At 74.4% G+C, this 19,286-nt stretch carries 9 protein-coding genes; 4 read left to right on the top strand and 5 right to left on the bottom strand.

What is annotated here, in order from left to right:
• Positions 1-111 precede the first annotated feature (111 nt).
• Both ACN9MS_RS15685 and ACN9MS_RS15690 read right to left on the bottom strand, forming a co-directional pair.
• Positions 112-4,203 carry an endo-1,4-beta-xylanase gene (locus ACN9MS_RS15685; RefSeq protein ID WP_426309396.1) on the bottom strand — a complete coding sequence of 1,364 codons (4,092 nt, stop codon included), beginning with the start codon at positions 4,201-4,203 and terminating at the stop codon, positions 112-114.
• Between the two features lie 340 nt (positions 4,204-4,543).
• A complete protein-coding gene (locus ACN9MS_RS15690; RefSeq protein WP_426309397.1) occupies positions 4,544-6,757 on the bottom strand; it encodes a carbohydrate-binding module family 20 domain-containing protein in 2,214 nt (737 codons plus the stop codon).
• A gap of 303 nt (positions 6,758-7,060) precedes the next feature.
• On the opposite strand from ACN9MS_RS15690, the gene ACN9MS_RS15695 reads away from it, so the two are divergent.
• Positions 7,061-7,279, top strand: coding sequence for a PLD nuclease N-terminal domain-containing protein (locus tag ACN9MS_RS15695; protein ID WP_047234128.1), 219 nt, complete (start codon positions 7,061-7,063; stop codon positions 7,277-7,279).
• A 6-nt stretch (positions 7,280-7,285) separates the two neighbouring features.
• On the opposite strand, the gene mfd is transcribed toward ACN9MS_RS15695, so the two are convergent.
• On the bottom strand, positions 7,286-11,035 hold the full coding sequence (gene mfd, locus ACN9MS_RS15700; RefSeq protein WP_426309398.1) for a transcription-repair coupling factor: 3,750 nt from the start codon (positions 11,033-11,035) through the stop codon (positions 7,286-7,288).
• 292 nt (positions 11,036-11,327) lie between these two features.
• Here mfd and ACN9MS_RS15705 point away from each other — a divergent pair, with 292 nt between their 5' ends.
• Complete coding sequence (locus ACN9MS_RS15705) at positions 11,328-12,044, top strand: phosphatase PAP2 family protein (protein ID WP_426309399.1); 717 nt, start codon at positions 11,328-11,330, stop codon at positions 12,042-12,044.
• On the opposite strand, the gene ACN9MS_RS15710 is transcribed toward ACN9MS_RS15705, so the two are convergent.
• Positions 11,995-13,230, bottom strand: a complete 1,236-nt coding sequence (locus tag ACN9MS_RS15710) for a glycosyltransferase family 4 protein (RefSeq protein WP_426309400.1) — start codon at positions 13,228-13,230, stop codon at positions 11,995-11,997. The genes ACN9MS_RS15705 and ACN9MS_RS15710 overlap by 50 nt on opposite strands.
• A 179-nt stretch (positions 13,231-13,409) precedes the next feature.
• Between ACN9MS_RS15710 and ACN9MS_RS15715 the strand changes: the two genes are divergently transcribed.
• Positions 13,410-14,486: a glycosyltransferase family 4 protein gene (locus tag ACN9MS_RS15715; protein WP_426309401.1), complete on the top strand. Its 1,077-nt coding sequence runs from the start codon at positions 13,410-13,412 to the stop codon at positions 14,484-14,486.
• A 26-nt stretch (positions 14,487-14,512) separates the two neighbouring features.
• Here the strand turns inward: ACN9MS_RS15715 and ACN9MS_RS15720 are convergent, their stop codons facing one another.
• Positions 14,513-17,896 (bottom strand): hypothetical protein, encoded by a 3,384-nt coding sequence (locus ACN9MS_RS15720; RefSeq protein WP_426309402.1) that lies wholly within the window; start codon positions 17,894-17,896, stop codon positions 14,513-14,515.
• Positions 17,897-18,070: 174 nt separating this feature from the next.
• On the opposite strand from ACN9MS_RS15720, the gene ACN9MS_RS15725 reads away from it, so the two are divergent.
• Positions 18,071-19,285: an ABC transporter ATP-binding protein gene (locus tag ACN9MS_RS15725; RefSeq protein WP_426309403.1), complete on the top strand. Its 1,215-nt coding sequence runs from the start codon at positions 18,071-18,073 to the stop codon at positions 19,283-19,285.
• Position 19,286: the final 1 nt, after the last annotated feature.

Consider the following 19,286-nt stretch of genomic DNA (forward strand, 5'->3'; position numbering starts at 1 on the left):
TCGCCGAGCATGCGGTTCCCGCCGGTCGAGCATGCGGTCGTGGCCCGTCCGGGCGTCCGGACGGGCCACGACCGCATGCTCGGCGGGTCGGTGGGTCAGCAGGTCAGCAGGTCAGCAGGTGCGCGGCTCCACCGTGATGTCGCGGGTCGTCGAGCGGCCGTCGTCGAGCGCGGCCGTGACCGTGGCCGTGGTGGCCGGGACCGACGTCGCGCGGGCCGCGAACGACTGGTACGCGTTCGCGCCCGGCGCCACCGCCGTGAACGTCCGCGTCCCGTACGGGGTCGTGAGCGTGACGTCGACGGGCGCGTCCTCGCGGTTCGTGGCCCGGACCGCGACGTAGGCCTTGCCCGCGAGGCAGCGCGCCGACGCCTCGACGTCGAGCGCGACCTCGGGCGCGGCGCCCGCGCCGACGAGCCGCGCGACGCCCCAGCGGGCCGTCGACTGGTAGCCCGCCCCGGACGGGTCCGCCCAGTTGCGGATCGCCGTGCGGGTGCCGTCCGACGCGTCGTTGACCTGGAGGTCGAGCCCGTGGAACGTGCCCTCGCCGCCCTGGTCGGCGAGGTCGACCGCGAGCTCGACGACGTACCCGTCGGCCGTGCGCGTCGTCGCGCTCGTGACGCGCGCCCGCTGCGCCGCCTCGTCGCCCGTGCCGAACGACACGGCGTTCTCGGCGCTCACGCGGACCTGGGTGTCCAGGTCCCGGTAGGCGCCGTTCTTGGCGTTGCCCGCGTCGACGTAGACCTCGAGGGAGTCCTGCACCCACGGGTCGGAGCCGCTCACGTCCACCACCGGGTCGGCGACCTCGGCGAGCACGTAGAGCGTCCGGTCGCGCCACAGGGTGCGGACGGTCGCGACCGCGCCGCCGCTCCCCTGGACCTCCTTCGCGGTCGTCACGGGCGCGTTCGCCTCGGCCCACACGGCGTCGACGTCGCCGTCGACCGCGGGCGCGGCCGACGCGTGCGCGACCTCGAGGTACGACAGCTCCTCGAGCAGGCGCAGCGTGCCCGTCGCGCCGGGCGTGTTCCACGCGGACGTCGCACCGCCGTCGGTCCCCCCGTCCGTGACGCGCACGTCGAGCGCGAGCGTGCCGCCCGCGGCGGCGGCGTCGAGCGGGAGGTGCGCGACGACGTCGTACCCGCCCGCGCGCTCGGTCACCTCCGCGGAGGCCCCCGTGCTCGTCGTCCCGTCGCGGCCGACGACGTGCTCCGCGCCGTCGAGCGCGAACGTCACGGCATCGTCGGAGTCGTCGGTCGCGTCGTCGACGCTCGCGAACGCCGTGAGGTGGTCCGGGGCCCAGCGGAGCTGGAAGCCCACGTCTCCCGCCGAGGCGCCGCCGGGCGCCGCGAACGTGTGCAGCGGGAGCCGCTGCCAGTCCGGGGACGCCGCGGCGTCGCCGTCGAGCGCGACGTCCCCGGCGAACACGTCGGCCGTCCGCAGGCGGGCCGGCAGCTCGCCGTCGACCACGCCGTGGTACGCGGGCTTGGCCTTGAGCGCATCGTCGAAGACGAGCGGAGCGCCGTTGTCGACGCGCCAGCTCCGGCCGTCGGTGAGGCCCCACACGGTGACGGAGTACAGGTCGTCGGCGTGCGCGCGGAACACGCGGAACGCGTCGCGGTAGTAGTACCCCTGCTCGACGAGCGACGCCTGGGTGACCGGGGTCCCGGTCGTCACGTCGAGCTCGGTGACGGCCTGCGTCACGGGCAGGTCGGCGAACCGCTCGATCGCGCCCTCCAGCGCGGAGACCGGCATCGCGAGGCTCACGTGGAACTGGTGCCCCACGCCGTCGACGGGCACCCCGCGCGCGAGGAGCCGCTCGACGAGCGCGTGGTACCGGTCCTGCTTGCCGCCCTGCTCGGTGTTGTAGTCGTTGATGAACAGCGCGACCGGCCGCTCCCCGCGCTCCTTCGCCGCGGGGTCCGCGTAGACGTCGTTGAACGCCTCGTCGGCGTACGCGAACGCGAGGTCGAGGTACTCCTCGCCGAGGATCCGGAACCACTCCGAGCGGCGCAGGCCGTCGGGGTTCTCCGCGCCGTCCGACACGACCTCGTTCACCACGTCGAACGCCGTGAGCGGGTTGCCGCCGCCGAACGGGCCGTAGGCGTCCGCGAGCGCCTGCGCGACGGAGAAGACGTGCGTCCGCAGGCGGTCGCGCAGCACCTGCCGGTCCGCCTCCGACGTCGTCAGGGGCGCGCCGTCCGCGCCTTCGAAGAACCAGGCCGGCGTCTGCGAGTGCCACACGAGCACGTGGCCGTAGACGCGCAGGTCGTTCGCGGCCGCGTAGTCCATCAGCGCGGTGGCCTCGGGGTGCGTCCGGAACGTGCGGTTCTCGTCGTACCAGGCCTCGGGCTTCATGTGGTTCTCGGCCGTGACCTGGTCGAAGTGGCGCAGCAGCAGCTCGGACGCCGCGCCGGACGTCTCCCGGCTGTCGACGGCCACCCCGACCGGGACGTCGACGGTCTCCTTGATGCCCGTGAGGTCCTCGACGGCGGGCGGCGGCGGGACGCGCAGCACGACGTCGTCGACGAGCAGGTCGCTCGTGTTGTCGCCGTTGTACGAGGTCTCCAGGTACAGCAGCGCGTCGTCCGCGTTCGCGCCCTGGAAGGTCGCGGAGACCCGGGTCCAGCCGTCGTTCGTCACGCCCGAGAGCTGGGCCAGCGTCGAGTACGTCGTCGCCCCGTCGACCGTGCGCGCGACGCTCAGCCACACGTCGTCCACGGGCTGCCCGTCCGCGAACCGCACCCAGGCCGAGAGCTCGTAGGTGGTGCCGGCGGTGAGGAGTCCCGTCACGTCGTGCCCGATCCCGTCGCCCGAGGTGTCGCGGCCCGAGACCACCGCGGCCTGCGTGCCGCCGTGCGCCACGTCCGTGAGGTCGAGCGACGGCGTCGTCGCGTTCCCCGCACGCGGGACCCAGCCGCCCAGGCCGTCCTCGAAGCCGGCCTCCAGGAGGACCTCGCCGCCGCGCGGGGGCGTGCCGACGGGGAACGTGAACTGCCAGCCGGCCGCGAGCCGCTCGGCGACGACCGTCTCGACCGCCGCGAGCGTGCCCGCGCGGTCGCCGCCGCCGTCGTGCGCGAGCACGACCTCGCCGGGCTTCATCGCGGTGCGCAGGTTCGCGGTGAGGGTCTCGACGTCCTGGGTCTCCCAGTCGGAGATCGTGTTGACGACCGCGAGCGGCTGCATCCCGAGCGCGACGGCGACCTCAGGCGTCGCGCCCCACGAGCCGTTCGGCGCGCGGAAGAACGGGACCGGGTACTCCGGGTCGCCGAGCGCGTCGCGCAGGATGCCGAGGTTCTCGACGAGGTCGGCGCGCACCTGGTCCGCCGACCACGCGCCCATGTCGGCGTAGCCCGTCGAGTGGTTGCACAGCACGTGGCCCTCGTCGACGATCCGGCGCAGGAGCTCGGCGCCGCCCGGCGCCTCGACGTTCTGCCCGATGACGCAGAACACCGCGTGCAGGTCGTGCTCGGCGAGGAAGTCCAGGAGCGCGGGCGTCGTGCCGGGGTTCGGCCCGTCGTCGAACGTCAGGGCCGCGACGTCGCCGGCCCCCTCCGCGAGATGCACGGGCGTCGGGACGGGGTTCACCGCTCCCCCGGGCACGACGTCACCGGGGTCGGTCGCGACGGTCGTCACGCGGACGTCGTCGAGCAGGAACGACGGGTGCGCGCCCGCGACGGGCGCCGCCTCGACGTAGAGCGACGCCGATGTCAGGTCCGCGGGCAGGGTGTACGTCCCGCCGATCTCCACCCAGCCGTCGGCCGTCGTCGCGACGGCCCCGCCGACCCACGTGTACGCCGTCCCCGACGCGCCCGTCTCCTGCACCGTGAAGTGGACCCCGGACGACCCGGTCGTGCCCGCAGGGAGCTTGACCCACGCCTCGACGTCGTACGCGACGCCCGGCTCGAGCAGGGCGAGCGCGTCGGTCGCGACGCCGTGCCAGTCCGCCGTCCGACCCGTCACCGCGAGGCTCGACGCCCCACCGTGCGCCTCCGCGTCGGTCAGTGCGAGGGTGACCGGACCGCGCGCCGCCCACGGCGCCGTCCCCGTCGACTCGAAATCGTTCTCCAGAACGATATCGATATCGTTATCGACCTGGGCAGGCGTCTGCGCACCCCTCACATCCATCCCCGCTGCCGCGCTCGCTCCCCCTCCCGCCACGAGGGTGGCGAGCACCCCCGCCACGGCGGTCCTCCACGTGCGTCTCATCGTCGTCGCTCCCTTGCGATCGGCTGCGCGGGGCACCTCGCCCCCGGGCGCACCGGCGCGCCCGGCCACACCCTAGGGGCACCCACCGGGTTCAGACAACGGTTGAACTATTTCCCGTCGCCCTCCGCCCACGCCGGAGGAGTGACTCCGGCACGTCGCAGCTCCATCGCGGCCAACGACGGCTTCCCCCTCGGCCGACCACGGTTCTCCCTCGGCCGACCACGGTTCTCCCTCGGCGGTCGGCGAGCGGGCTGCGAGCGGTGGGGTCCGGCAGCCAGCCTTCACAGCGGGAGGCCCCGCCCCGGTCTGGTGAGACCGGGGCGGGGCCGGGAGTGCGAGGTCACGACCTCCAGGTGTCCGACAGCGTCACCGAGCCGTCCGGCCCGACCGTCGCGGTGCGGTTGCCGCCGCTCTCCCAGACGACGTTCCCCCCGCCGTCGCGCTTGACGTACTTGTACTGGAACGTCGTCCCGGCCGGCAGGTCGAGGGTCGCGGTCCAGACGGGGTAGCTCGCGGCCGAGAGCGCGACGCCGTTCGCGGGTGCCCAGGATCCCAGAGCCGGGATGCTGCCGACGACGTAGACGCCCTGCCCCCACGTCGTCGTCGCCGTCACGGCGAACGACGCGTCTCCCTGACCCTCGACGGGACCGGGACCCTCGCCCTCGTCCTCGCACGGGTCACCGGCCGCGACAGCCCCACCCGAGACGGCGACCGCGGCACCAGTCAGGGAGTAGTCCTTGCCGCCGTTGTTGTCCCAGGACCCCGAGCCGTTGGTGAACGCCGCCGTGACGGTCGCGGCGGCGCCGGTCGCTCCGGCCGGCAGGGCGACCTCCTTCGAGACCCAGCCCGTGCAGGCCGCGGTCATCGCCGCGCCGGGCACGGCGGTCCAGGCACCCGTGCCGACGCGGTAGTGGACGTTGTACGCGTTCCAGCCCTTGTCGGTCGCGTAGTAGACGGTCGTCGTGCCGCTCGGGTCGACGGGACCGGGGCCGCCGGTGCCGCCGTCGTCCACGGCGCCGACGTGCAGCGCGAGCGCCCCGTACGCCGGCACCGTCGCGGTGAAGGTGCCGGAGCCCGAGACGGTGACGGTCTTCGCGCAGTCCTTCGACGCCACGACGTCGCAGTACGTCCCGGCGGGGAGCGACGTCTGGTAGGTGCGCGTGACGGCGCTCGCGGCGTTGTTGATCGTCACGTAGCCCTTGCTGCCGCGGCCGTACGCGATGTGGTTGTTCCCGTCGTCCCACCAGCTCGTCACCGCGGTCCCGGCGACGGCGTTGTGGAAGCCGACCATGCCCGCGATCTCGGTCCAGCGCTGCGTGCAGACCCACGCGCTGCTCGAGCAGCTCGCGTCGGGGACCGACGTCGCGGAGGCGCCAGGGGCGCCCGCGTCCTTGTCGGTCCACGTGTAGCCCGAGTAGACGCTCGGCGCGCCGTAGGGCCACGAGAGCATGAACGCGTTGGCGAGCCGGTACTTGGCACCCCACTTGTAGTTCATGGTCTCGCCGTTGCGCTCGGTGTCGTGGTTGTCGACGAAGACGCCCGCGCGGTCCGAGGGGAGCTTGTTGTCGCCGATGGTCCGCAGGTCCTTGATCTGCCCGTCGAACCGGGACTTGAGCTCGCGCGCGTAGAAGAACTCGTGCGAGTCGCCGGAGCCGAGGTACTCCGAGGGCTGGATCGGCTCGCCGCTCGCGCCGATGACCTCGTGCACCCAGAAGACGTTCGGGTTCGTGAGCCGCGCCTTGATCGCCGCGAGGTCCGCGGCCGGGATGTGCTTGGCGGCGTCGATGCGGAACCCGGCGACGCCGAGGGAGAGCAGGTCGTTGAGGTAGCCGGCGATCTTGCCGCGCACGTAGTCGGAGCCCGTCCGCAGGTCCTGGAGGGAGACGAGGCGGCAGTTCTGGACGTTGTACCGGTCGCCGTAGTTGCTGATGTTCGACCGGCAGTCGTTGAAGTCGTTCGGGCCGTACGGGACTCCGGGGAAGCTGTCCACCGAGTAGCTCGTCCCGCCGGTGCCCGTGCCGGAGCCGGTGTCGGCGCCCGCGGTGTGGTTGACGACCGCGTCGACGACGACGCCGACGCCCGCCGTCTTGCACGTGCTCACCATGTGCTGGAACTCGGCGCGGGTGCCGAGCTTGGACTCGAGCTTGTAGCTGACGGGCTGGTAGGACGTCCACCACGCCGTGCCCTGGATGTGCTCCTGCGGCGGCGAGACCTGGACGTAGCCGAACCCGGCCGGGCCGATCGTGCTGGTGCACTCGGCGGCCACGGAGTCCCACGTCCACTGGAAGAGGTTGAGGATCACGTCGCCCCGACCGTTCGGGGAGTCGACGACGGGCGTCGGTACGGGCGGCGCGGCTGCGGCGGGCGCGGCGACCGGCACCGTGGCGGCGAGCGCCGCGCCGAGCGCCAGGGCGGCCGACGCCGCGGCCGCGACGAGACGCCGCAGGCGACCGTCCCCGCGGCTCGTGCGCCTGGACGTTCGCCGGGGACCGTGACCGGCGACGGGCGTCGGGGTGGGTGCCGGCGGACCGGCGGGGTCGGTGGTGCGCGTCATTGCTGCTCCTTCGAGGTGCTGCGGCCGACGGCGCGCTCGGCATCGAGCGCGGGAGGCCACGCGGTGCTGACCGGCGCCCCGGGGTGTCGGGCGCGCGTCCGGTACTCAGCGGCGTTGCAGAGAGTTTCCGGATGTTGCAGCAACCTTACAGAGCGCGGTGCGCGCTGTCACGACCCGTGACGCACTCGTTCGCCGCGAGCCCGCCGCTCGTGCACCACCGACCACTGCCGGCCCGCGGGCCGTGCACCGTGGGCCTGGACGGCATAGCGTCGAGCGGTACGCACCACGAGAGGAGACGACGACATGGGGACCAAGCGCCGCTGGAAGGACCTGACCAAGGGTCAGAAGATCGCCGTCGGGGTCGTGGGCGCGGCACAGGTCACGCTCACCGCCGCGGCGTACCGCGACCTGCTGCGCCGCCCGGCGGAGCAGGTCAACGGCACCAAGCTCGCGTGGGGGCTCGCGCTGCTCGTCAACTGGGTCGGGCCCATCGCCTACTTCCTCGACGGCCGCAAGAGCTGACCCCGGTCAGCGCGCGCCCGACGACGTCCCGACAGCCGCGGCGGCGCTCACCTCGCCGAGGATCACGGCGTCGATGAGCTGGCGCGCCCACGTGAGCACCTCGGCACCGCGCAGCGGCCGGCCGCCGATGCGCGCCGTCGTCGGGTACGGGACGAGGAACGCGCGGATCGCCGGCTTGAGCAGCGTGCCCGGGTACAGGCGCTTGAGCCGGAGCTGCGCCGACTCGGCGAGGTCCACCGGCGCGAACCGGATGAACTTGCCCTGCGCGGTGACGTCCGTGAGCCCCGCGCGGCGCGCGTGGTTGCGGAAGTCCGCGACGTCGAACAGCGCGGACGCGACGTCCGGCAGCGCGCCGTAGCGATCCACGAGCTCGGCCCGCACCTCGGCGAGCTCGGGCGCGTCGGTCGCGGCGGCGATCTTCTTGTACGCCTCGAGCCGCAGCCGCTCGGTCGCGATGTACGACTCGGGCAGGTGCGCGTCGACCGGCAGCTCGATGGAGATCTCGGGCTGCTCCTCCGGTCCGTCACCGCGGTAGTTCGCGACGGCCTCCCCCACCATCCGCACGTAGAGGTCGAACCCGACCCCCGCGATGTGCCCGGACTGCTCACCGCCGAGCAGGTTTCCGGCGCCGCGGATCTCGAGGTCCTTCATCGCGACCTGCATGCCCGCGCCGAGGTCGGTGTGGGCCGCGATGGTCGCGAGGCGGTCGTGCGCGGTCTCGGTGAGGGGCCGCTCGGGCGGGTAGAGGAAGTACGCGTACGCGCGCTCGCGCCCACGGCCCACGCGGCCCCGGAGCTGGTGGAGCTGGGACAGACCGAGCATGTCCGCGCGCTCGAGGATGAGCGTGTTCGCGTTGGAGATGTCCAGGCCGGTCTCGATGATCGTCGTGCAGACGAGGACGTCGAGCTCCTTCTCCCAGAACGCCCGGATCACCTGGTCGAGCTGGTGCTCGTTCATCTTGCCGTGGGCCACGCCCACGCGGGCCTCGGGCACCAGCTCGCGCAGCTTCGACGCCGTGCGCTCGATCGTCTCGACCTTGTTGTGCACGTAGAACACCTGGCCCTCGCGCAGCAGCTCGCGGCGCAGCGCGGCGGCGATCTGCTTCTCCTCGTACGCGCCCACGTACGTGAGGACGGGGTGGCGCTCCTCCGGCGGCGTCGCGAGCGTCGACATCTCGCGGATGCCCGTGACCGCCATCTCGAGCGTGCGCGGGATCGGGGTCGCGGACATCGCGAGCACGTCCACGTTGGTCCGCAGCTGCTTGAGCGTCTCCTTGTGCTCGACGCCGAACCGCTGCTCCTCGTCGATGATGACGAGCCCGAGGTCCTTGAACCGGATGCTGCCCGTGATGAGCCGGTGCGTGCCGATGACGACGTCGACCTTCCCCAGCCGCAGGCCCTCGATCGTCTCCTCGGACTCCTTGGCCGTCTGGAAGCGCGAGAGCGCCTTCACCGTGACGGGGAAGCCCGCGTACCGCTCGGAGAACGTCTCGAGGTGCTGCTGGACCAGGAGCGTCGTCGGCACGAGCACCGCGACCTGCTTGCCGTCCTGGACCGCCTTGAACGCCGCGCGGATCGCGATCTCCGTCTTGCCGTAGCCGACGTCGCCGCACACGAGCCGGTCCATGGGGACCGTCTTCTCCATGTCCGCCTTGACCTCGTCGATCGTCGCGAGCTGGTCCGGCGTCTCGACGTACGCGAACGCGTCCTCGAGCTCGCGCTGCCACGGGGTGTCGGCGCCGAACGCGTGCCCCTGCGTCGCCATGCGCGCCGAGTACAGGCGGATGAGCTCGCCCGCGATCTCCTTGACGTGCTTGCGCGCGCGAGTCTTCGTCTTCGCCCAGTCGGCCCCGCCCATCTTGTTGAGGCTCGGGGACTCGCCGCCCGTGTACTTGGTGACCTGGTCGAGCTGGTCCATCGGGACGAACAGCCGGTCTCCGGGCTGGCCCCGCTTCGACGACGCGTACTCGATGACCAGGTACTCGCGCGTCGCCGCGTTGCCGCCCGTGCCGAGCGTGCGCTGCACGAGCTCGACGAACCGCCCCACCCCGTGCTGCTCGTGCACGACGAAGTCGCCCGCCTTGAGCTGGAGCGGGTCGACGACGTTGCGGCGCCGGCTCGGCATCTTGCGCATGTCGCGCGTGCTCGTGCCCGCGCGGCCCGTGAGGTCGGCCTCGGAGAAGACGGCGAGGCGGAGCTCCGGCGCGACGAAGCCCTTGCCGACCATCGCCGGGGTGACGAGGACGATGCCGCCGTCGGGCTCGTCGTCGAGCCGCAGCACGAGGCGCGCGGGCGTGTCGACGGCGCCGAGCTGCTCGACCATGCGCTTGGCGGGCCCGTGGCCCTCGGTCGTGAGCACGAGGCGCCAGCCCGCGTGCTGGAGCCCGCGCACGTCGTCCAGCGCGCGCGAGACGTCGCCGCGGTACGACTCGACGTCGCGCGCGCCGAGCGTGAAGGTCGGGACGCCGTCCGCGCTCTCGCCCACGTGCGCGGCCGTCGTGCCCGACGACGCGCCCGCGCCGTCCACGGCCCGCGCACCTGCGTCGGAGACCGCGTCCGTCGGCAGGTCGAGGTCCGGGTTGTCGAGCGCGAACGACGAGAGCGTCCACCAGCCGAGGCCGCGACGCTGGGCGACCGCGCGCACCTCCGCGAACGTCTCGAACGACGCCGCGGACAGGTCGAGCGGCGACGTCCCGCCCGCGACCGCCCCCGTCCAGGCGGCTGCGAGGAACTCCTCCGTGGTCGCGACGAGGTCGTGCGCGCGGCGCCGGACGCGCTCGGCGTCGTCCAGCACGAGGAGCGCGTCGTCGGGGACGAGCTCGAGCACCGGGACCATGCGGTCCACGAGGACCGGCGCGAGCGACTCCATGCCCTCGACCGCGACGCCCGCGGCGAGCTTGTCGAGCATCTCGACCGCGCCCGGCAGCTGCTCGACGAGCGCCGCCGCCCGCGCCCGCACGGACTCGGTGAGCAGGATCTCGCGGCACGGCGGCGCCCACAGCCCGCGCTCCGCGATCTCGAGGCTGCGCTGGTCCGCGACCGCGAACCAACGGATCTCCGACACCTCGTCGCCCCAGAACTCGACGCGCAGCGGGTGGTCCTCGGTGGGCGGGAAGACGTCGAGGATGCCGCCGCGCACGGCGAACTCGCCACGCCGCTCGACCATGTCCACGCGCGTGTACGCGGCCGCGACGAGCCGCTCCGCGACGTCGGTCAGGTCCGCCGTCGACCCGGCGTGCAGCTCGACCGGCTCGAGCTCGCCCAGCCCGTCCACGACCGGCTGGAGGAGCGCGCGGACGGGCATGACGAGCACGCGCACGGGCCCCGGCGGCCCGATCTCCGGATCCGGGTGCGCGAGGCGGCGGAACACGGCGATGCGCTTGGCGACGGTGTCCGCGCGCGGGCTCAGCCGCTCGTGCGGCAGCGTCTCCCAGCTCGGCAGCACGGCGACCACGTCGGCCAGCTCGTCCGGCAGGTACGCCCGGACGCTCGCCGCGAGCTCGTCCGCGTCGCGCCCGGTCGCCGTCACGACCACGAGGGGACGTGAGCCCGGGGCCCACGCGCCCCCCGCCGTGCCGTCGGACGCCGTGCCCTCGACCGGGCCCGTGGCCCGTGCCCCGGCCATCGCGGCGAGCAGCGGCGGGCGCGCGCCGGCCGGACCGACCACGTCCGCCTCGCCACGGGCGCGCACGTGCTCGACCGCCGCCGTCGCTGCGGGGTCGGCGAGGAGCGCGGGCAGGATGCCGGTGAGGTTCATGCGGTGAGGTCCCTCCGAGGACGGTGATCGGGAGCGTCGGCGGCCGCGCGCGGGGCGGGCCCGGGTCGAGGACGGTACCGGGGCTGGCTGAGGACACGACGGGGCAGCACGAACGGCCCGGACCGAGGCTCACCGAGGGGCGAGCGGGTCCGGGCTGACGTCGTGCGAGACGACGGATCCCAGCGTACGCCCCGGCGCCCACACGTCGACCGGCGGCGGCGCGACGTTTTCACCCGGCGTCTCCCGCTCGCGACCGGTGACACGGTCCCCGCTGCTCCGTCATGCTCGGGGCGTGTCCACGTCTGCGGCGCCGGCCTCCGTGCCGGCCCGGCCCCGCTCCTCCGCGCTCCTGGTGGTGCTCGTGCTGCTCGTCGCGGCCTTCGTCGCGCTCTGGGCCGCCTCGCACCTCACCGTCGCGGGCCAGCGGGCCGACGCCGGGGCGTTCCGGACCCTCGCTCCCCTGCACGACGCCGGGCGAGACCTCGCGGGGGCGCTGCGCCGGGGTCTCCCGGTGGCGTGCGCGGCGGTCGTCGCCGTCCTGGGCGTGGTCGCGCTCGTGCGCCGCGCGTGGCGCGACCTCCTCGCCGCCGTCGTCGTCGTGCTCGGGACGGTCGGGATCGCGCTCGGGCTCCGCGAGGTCCTCGTGCGGCCGGACCTCGGGGGGTACGGCTACGCCTACCAGACCTTCCCGAGCGGTCACGTCGCGGTGGTCGGCGGCCTGTGCATCGCTATCTGGCTCCTGTGGCCGTGGCCGACGTCGCGCGCGGTCGCGGGCTGGGCAGGTCTCGGGGTGACCGCGGTCGCCGCCCTCGCCTCCGTCGTGACCTATGCGCACCGACCGAGCGACGTCGTCGGCTCGCTGCTCGTCGCGGCGGGCGTCACGGTCGCCGTCGTGTGGCTGCTCGACGTCCCGCAGGGGGCTCGCGCGGCAGGGGCGCCCCCGGCCGCGGCTCCCGCCGTCACCGACGGGACGCCCCAGCCTCCCCGGGTCGGCGACCCCTCGGCCTGACCTCGGCGAGCCCCGCGTAGAGGTCCTCGTACCGGTCGACGACGCGCTCCCACGTGAAGTCCTCGACCCGCCGGCGGCCGGCGGCCCCGATCCGCTGCGCGCGCTCCGGGTCGTCGAGCAGGCCGAGCACGGCGGTCGCCAGCGCCTGCGTGTCCTGGGGGTCCACGAGCACGCCGTCGACGCCGTCGGTGACGATCTCCGGGGGCCCGCCCCGCACGGTCGCGACGAGCGGCCGACCCGACCGCCACGCCTCGAGCACGACGAGCGGGGCGGCGTCCGCGCGGCTCGGCACGACGACCACGTCCGCAGCCGCGAGGCGGGCCGCCACCTCCAAGGGGTCCAGCCGCCCGGGCAGCTCGACGCGGTCCGTCAGCCCCGCCGACGCGACCCGGCGGCGCAGCGCGTCCGCCTCGCTCCCGTCGCCGACGACGACGAGCCGCGCCCGGTCACGCAAGGGCGACGACGCGAACGCGTCCACGAGCAGGTCGAACCCCTTGACGTGCTCGATCCGGCCCACCGCGACGACCACGGGCTCGCGCGCCGGGCCCGGCCGCGCGGGCTCCCCCGCCGCGGCGTCCTGCGGACGGTGATCGACCTGGTCGCCCCCGGCCGCGTCGTGCCCGGCCAGGTCGACGCCGTTCGGGACGACCACGGCGTCCGGCGCCCCGAAGCGGACCAGGTCGTCCGCGACGACGCGCGAGCACCCCGTCACCGCGCCCGCGACGCCGATCGAGCGCTCGAGCGCCGCGCGCAGCAGCCGCGAGTGCTCGAACACGGCGTGGTCGTCCGCGAAGGTCTCCCCGTGCGAGCTGACCACGAGCGGGGTGCCGGTGAGCGTGCGCAGGCCGAGGGCGTACGCGCCGTTGGGGCCGAAGCACTGCACGTGCAGCACGTCGGGCCGGAACGCCCGGAACGCCCGGCCCCAGGCGAGCGCGGCCCCCGGCGCGGCGAGGGCGAACCGGGCGACGTCGCCGGGCCGGCTCGACGGCTGCGGGGTCGGCAGGTAGCGCACGAGGACGCCGTCCACGCGGCGCGTGCCGAGCCGCTCGCCGCGGTCGACGGTCCAGACCTCCACCGCGGTCCCCCGCGCAGCCAGCACCCTGGCGACGTGGCGCACGTGCGACTCGACGCCTCCGGTGTGCGGGTCGAACGAGCTCGCGACCAGTGCCACACGACGCCCTGCCATGCGTCCCTCACCCTCTCGCGGGGCTGCCCGCGCCCGGTCCACGATCACCCGCTCATCACCCGCTCCCGCAGGTCCGGCGGGGCGTCCGCGCCACTAGAGTGGGCCACTCTACCGACCGCTCCGGTCGTCCCGACCGTGCCGCGCCCGCCGCGCACCACGCCCCGAGGGGGACCCTCCCGATGCCGCAGCTCGTCGTCGCGACCGTCGCGGTCGAGGTCCCGATGGGGGCCCAGGTGTACCAGGAGGAGGTCGCCTCGCGCGCGGCGGGAGCGCTCGCGGACGGTCCCGCCGGCGCGACCGGCAGCTGGTCCGTCGAGCGCGCGGTCTTCCGCTCGCTCCGCTCCCCGCTCGCCGGGACCCACCGGCTCCCGCTCGGACGCCTCGGCTCCGCGAGCCCCGCGGTGCGCCGGGCCGTCGGCCGCGCGGTCTACCCGCGCGGCGCGGTCGTGCACCGCGTGGGGCTCGACCTGCCGCCGCACCCGACGCGCGACGTCGTCGCCGTGCAGGACGTCGTGTCGTGGCGCTACGACGACGAGTCCGCGCCGGTGCGCGCCGCCGCCGAGGAGGTCCGCCGCGCGGCGGCGGTCGTGTGCGTGTCGGAGTTCAGCGCGGACGAGGCGGCCGACGTCCTCGGGCTCGCCGAGCGACCGTCCGTGGCCTACAACGGCGTCGACCCGGTCTACTTCTCCGCCGAGCCGCTCCCCCGCGAGCGTCTCGCGGCGCTCGGGGTCGACGGCCCGTACGTGCTGCACGCGGGCGGTGCGTCGCGGCGCAAGAACCTCGAGGAGCTCGCGGTCGCGTGGACCGCCGTCCGCTCCGCGCGCCCCGACCTCACGCTCGTCATGAGCGGGCCGCCGCACCCCCGGCGCACCGCGCTGTTCGCGGACCTGCCCGGCACGCGGCTCGTCGGTCGGCTGCCGGGCGAGCTCATGCCGGGGCTCGTCGCGGGCGCCGCGGCCGTCGTCGTTCCGTCGCGCTACGAGGGGTTCGGGCTGCCCGCCCTCGAGGCCATGGCGGCCGGGGTCCCCGTGGTCGCGGCGCGCACCAGCTCGCTGCCCGAGGTCGTGGGCGACGGCGGCGTGCTCGCCGAGCCGGACGGCGCGAGCCTCGCGGAGGCGCTGCTGTGGGTGACGACGCGCGACGCCGAGGTCGAGGCGCTCGTCGGGCGCGGGCGCGGGCGCGCGGCCACGTTCACGTGGGAGCGCAGCGCTGCGCAGCACGCGGCGATCTGGCGAGCGGTCGCCGCGCGCGGCTGACCGCGCCCGCACCCGGGCGACGGCGCTCACCCCACCGGCTCCCACGCCCGGACCGCGCTGATCGTCGCGATCCACTCGCTCTCCGTCGCGAGCGGGATGAAGTCGGGGTGCAGCCCGCCGACGATCCCCGTGTAGTTCGCCGCGAGCACGGGCACGTCGCGCTCGGTCGTCATCGGGAGCGTCACGCGCACCGCCGTGACCTCGACGGGCTCGAACGTGAAGAGCGCGACGCGGTCGAGGAACTGGTCGGTCTGCTGCGCGACGTCCTGCCACGCGCCGTCGGGCGTCCGCACGGAGACGGTGTAGTCGCGCAGTCCTGACGTGCAGCACCGGATGCCGGCCGTCGCGACCGCGACGCGGTCGATCGTGCGCGGGCCGTCGGTGGTGACCTCGACAACGGGGGCCTCGTCGACCGACCCGTCCGTCAGGCGCCCCGACCGCCAGGGCTCGCGCACGGCGAAGGTCCCCGACGTCACGACGTCGGGACCGCTCGCGTCCTCGTGGGTCGACGTCGCGGTCGCCGGCCGGCCCTCGAGCACGTCGTCGCCGAACGGCTCGACGGGGGCGACCTCGAGCACCGTGCCCGCGGGCGCCACGAGCAGGACGGGCGCGCCGTTCACCGGGACCTCGACGCCCCCGGAGGGGACCTCCAGGCCGCGCTCGGCGCCGTACGGGTCGCGCGCGGTCACGGTGACCGCGCCGCCCGGCGCGGTGAGCCGCACGGTGGTGGACAGGTCCTCGCTCCACAGGGCGAGCAGCTCGGCGCCCTCGACCTCGCCCGTACCGGGCGCGCGCACGGCGTGGACCCCGGGGGTCCCCGTCACGACCGCCTCGGGCGGCCCGAACCCGTCGAGGAACGCCGCGCTCGCCGCGAAGGCGGCGCCGGCGGGCTTCACGTACTGCCCGTACTGGAGCAGCGACCACGAGTTCCCCGCCTCGCCGAACCCGCCCTCGGAGAAGAAGTACGTCCACTCGTCGACGCCCTCGAGCCCGTACCAGAGGAGCTTGCGCACGACGTCGGACCCGCCCGCCCAGAAGTTCGCGACGCCGTCGGACCACCACCCGGACTCGGTGTCCCACACGGGAACGTCCCCGCACGGACCGATCGCCTCGCGCAGCCGGTCCAGCTCGGCGCCGTCCGCGGAGAACCCCTCCTCCTCCCACGACCGGTTGAACCCGGTGTAGGGGTGGATCCCGACGACGTCGAGCGAGTCGCAGCCGCCCGCCGCGACCAGGTCGGCCCACCACGCGGGCTCGATCCCGAGCGTGTTGCCCCCGACCACGGCGACGTCGGCCGACGCGTCGCGAGCGCCCGCCGCGAACGGCGCGCCGACCTCCTCCTCGTACGCGGCCGCGTCCTCGTAGCCCGTGTTGTTGGGCTCGTTCCACGGCTGCCAGTAGCGGATCTGCGGCGCGTGCTCGTGGACGGCGGCGACGATCTCGCGCGTCCACCCCTCCCAGGTGCCGGCCTCGACCGCGGCCTGCTCCGCCTCGCCGCCCGAGCCGAGCTGGAGCGTGAGGACCACGTCCGTCTCCTCGGCGAGCTCGGCGGCGGCCGCGAGCTCGGTGAACGGGTCGACGTCGGCGGGCTCCTCGCCCTCCTCCTCGTCGGGCTCGAAGGCCGCGTTCGGCAGGGAGTCCCAGACGAGCGCGGCGGCGTCCGGTTCGGCGGTCGGGTCGGGCACGATCGCCCCGAAGTCGAGCTGCGTGCGGTGGCTGCCCACGCCGAGCTGGTCGGCGAGCTGCACGCCGCGCAGCGGGCCGGCACCGCCCCAGTCCGCGCCGTCGGCGAGCGCCGCCGGGTCGAGCCCGCTGCCCGCGGCGGCCACGGTGTAGCGCAGGCACGTCCCCGAGACCGCCTCGCCCGTCGCGGCGTCGACCAGCGCGGCGTCGACCTCGTACACGCCCGGTCGGGTCGGCGGCAGGTCGAGCGGGACGTCGCCCCCTTCCGCGGGGAGGTCGACGACGGTCTCCTCGCCGATCACCGGGTCCCACACGCGCGGGTCGCCACGCACCTGGTAGCGCAGGCGGTACGTCCCGGAGGAGGCGCCCCAGGCGTCGTCGAACGCGGCGACCACGCGCGGCGCGGTCCCGTCGGGGAAGACGCCGTAGGGCGCGTCCACGAGCAGCCCGGCACCGAGCCCGAGGCCGCCGAACAGCTCCTCGTTCGCCGCGTTGTACTTCACCGGCGCGCCGAGCTGGTACGCCATGCGGTCGGCCGTGATCTCCGTGATCGCGAACCCGCCGTCCTCGCCGTGCGTGAGCACGTAGTACGGCGCGTCCCCGGCGGTGCCGTCGCGCAGCACCGGCGTGCTCTCCCACAGCGCGAACGGCTGCTCGAGGTCCTTGTGCGTGTCGGGCCACACGCCCCGGAACACGCCGTCGCTCCCCCACCACCGGAACCCGAGGTTCTCGTCGGCGACGACGAGGCCGTCGCCCTCCGACCCCGACGACGGTCCGGTGGTCGCGCCCGTCGTGTCGTCCAGCCAGGGCACGCGCGGGACGCCGAACGGTCGCCCGCGCTCCCACGAGGCGCCGAGGTGGAAGGACCCGTCGTCGCCCTCCGGCCCCACGGCGCGCAGGTCGAGCGTGCGGCGCTCGTCGTCGCGCATGTCGGTCTGGACCAGGGCCGTGCCGTCCGGGAGCTGCGCCAGGACCGCGCCCTCGAACGGGGTGTCGGCGAGGAGCCCCCCGTCGCCCGACACCTCGTGCAGGACCTCGCCCGCTTCCTGGACGCCGACGACGGTCCCGCCGTCGTCCGTCCAGCGCACCGTCCCGTACAGGTCGAGCAGGTCGCCCGCCGTGTGCTCCCCCGCGGGGATCGTCGTCGACCACGTCGTCGAGCCGTCGGGCGCGACCTTGAGCAGGTCGCGGCGGTGCATGAGCGTGTCGAGGAGGTAGACGCTCCCGTCCGGGTCGACCTCGAAGGAGTCCGTGCGGAACGTCTCGCTCGCGCCGTCCCAGTCGAGCTCGACCGGCGTCGTCGCCTCCGCGTCCCCGGTCGCGAGGTCGTAGCGCGTCACGGTGTACGTCGCCTCGCGGTCCCACTCGAGCACGTACGCCGCGCCGTCGAGCACGCGGAACGTGACGAGCTCGCCGTCGTCGAACGTCACGACGTCGTCGACGACCGTGCGGATCCCGTCCAGCGCCTCGGTGTCGACGCCGTCGTCGGTCACCTGCTCGAGGCGGGGGAACCCGCACAGGGGCAGCGCGCCCGCCTGGGTGACGGGCGCGGCCGCGGGGACCGGGGACGCGGTGAACGGCGGCGCGTCCGACGCGCTCCCGGTCCCGGTTCCGGTGCCGCCGATCGCGACGGCCGCGACCAGCCCGAGGACCGCGGCGACGACGCCGCCCACGACCGTGGGGTCCGCATCGCCCCCAGGCCTCTCGCCGTCCTCGTCCGAAGCCATCTCGCCGCCCTGTCGTCGTCGGGCCCTGCTCGGGTGCCGCTCCCGCGAGCGTAGGTCCGCGGACGGTCGGCGCCGAGGGTCGGCGGGCACTTTCACCCGCGTTCGTCCGGTTCCGAGCCCGATTCACCCGTTCGACCCGGCCGCGGGCGCGAGCAGGACGACTATCTTTCATCTGTGCAGGCGACCACGGAACCCGCGATCCGCGTCGCCGGGCTGGGCAAGACCTACCGGCTCGGCGCCTTCGGCGAGCGACCGTCCACGGCCGCGGCCGCCGCGATCCAGTGGGTGCGGTCGACCGGCAAGCAGAAGTACACGCTGTTCGACGCCCTCGACGACGTCTCCTTCGAGGTCCCGCAGGGCGAGGCGCTCGGGATCGTCGGACGCAACGGCGCCGGCAAGTCGACGCTGCTCAAGATCCTCACGCGCGTCACCGCGCCCACGCGCGGGCGCATCGAGCTCACCGGACGCGTCGGGTCGCTCCTCGAGGTCGGCACGGGGTTCCACCCCGAGCTCACCGGCAAGGAGAACATCTTCCTCAACGGCGCGATCCTCGGCATGACGCGCAAGGAGATCACCAAGCGCTACGACGAGATCGTCGCGTTCTCCGGCATCGAGAAGTTCCTCGCGACGCCGGTCAAGCGCTACTCGTCCGGCATGTACGTGCGTCTCGCGTTCTCGGTCGCCGCCCACCTCGACACCGAGATCCTCGCGATCGACGAGGTCCTCGCGGTCGGCGACGCCGAGTTCCAGCGCCGCTCGATCCAGAAGATGCGCGAGGCCGCCCAGGGCGGGCGCACCGTGCTCTACGTGAGCCACCAGCTCCAGACCGTCCAGGCCCTGTGCACCTCGGCGGTGCTCCTCGACCGCGGGACCCTCAAGTACTCCGGGACGGTCGAGGGCACGCTCCAGGCGTACCGCGACAGCTTCGAGAGCTTCGCGGCCGCGCAGTCCGACCCCAAGAAGCGCCCCGGGAACGGCAAGGTCCGGCTCTCCTCGGTCCGCATGGAGGACGAGTTCGTCAAGTCGTCCCAGGACATCGTCGTCGACTTCGAGGTGCCTGCGAGCAAGAAGCTCGTCGGGACCTACTTCGTCTCGATGCACATCAACAACGACCAGGGGACCGTCATCGCGCAGTGCGACTCGCGGCTCGTCGGGAAGTGGTTCGACCCGGAGCAGCCCCAGAAGGGCCGTCTCGTGGTCCGCGACCTGTGGCTCAAGCCGGGCCAGTACACGGTCGACGTCTACGCGTGCCAGGCCGGCGTGCTCGACGCCTGGGAGGGCGCGTGGCGCTTCGAGGTGCTGCCCGACCTTCCGTACCCGGAGTTCACGGAGGCGTCCAGCACCGAGAAGGGCATGGTCTTCGTGAACTTCGAGTACGAGGGGGCCTGAC

Origin of the sequence: Cellulosimicrobium sp. E-16, from assembly GCF_049913115.1 — a bacterium.
In the GTDB taxonomy this organism is placed as follows: Bacteria; Actinomycetota; Actinomycetes; order Actinomycetales; family Cellulomonadaceae; genus Cellulosimicrobium.

Coding starts and splice junctions, on each gene's coding strand:
- ACN9MS_RS15685 (WP_426309396.1), bottom strand. CDS start 4,203: ATGAGACGCACGTGGAGGACCGCCGTGGCGGGGGTGCTCGCCACCCTC.
- ACN9MS_RS15690 (WP_426309397.1), bottom strand. CDS start 6,757: ATGACGCGCACCACCGACCCCGCCGGTCCGCCGGCACCCACCCCGACG.
- ACN9MS_RS15695 (WP_047234128.1), top strand. CDS start 7,061: ATGGGGACCAAGCGCCGCTGGAAGGACCTGACCAAGGGTCAGAAGATC.
- mfd (WP_426309398.1), bottom strand. CDS start 11,035: ATGAACCTCACCGGCATCCTGCCCGCGCTCCTCGCCGACCCCGCAGCG.
- ACN9MS_RS15710 (WP_426309400.1), bottom strand. CDS start 13,230: ATGGCAGGGCGTCGTGTGGCACTGGTCGCGAGCTCGTTCGACCCGCAC.
- ACN9MS_RS15715 (WP_426309401.1), top strand. CDS start 13,410: ATGCCGCAGCTCGTCGTCGCGACCGTCGCGGTCGAGGTCCCGATGGGG.
- ACN9MS_RS15720 (WP_426309402.1), bottom strand. CDS start 17,896: ATGGCTTCGGACGAGGACGGCGAGAGGCCTGGGGGCGATGCGGACCCC.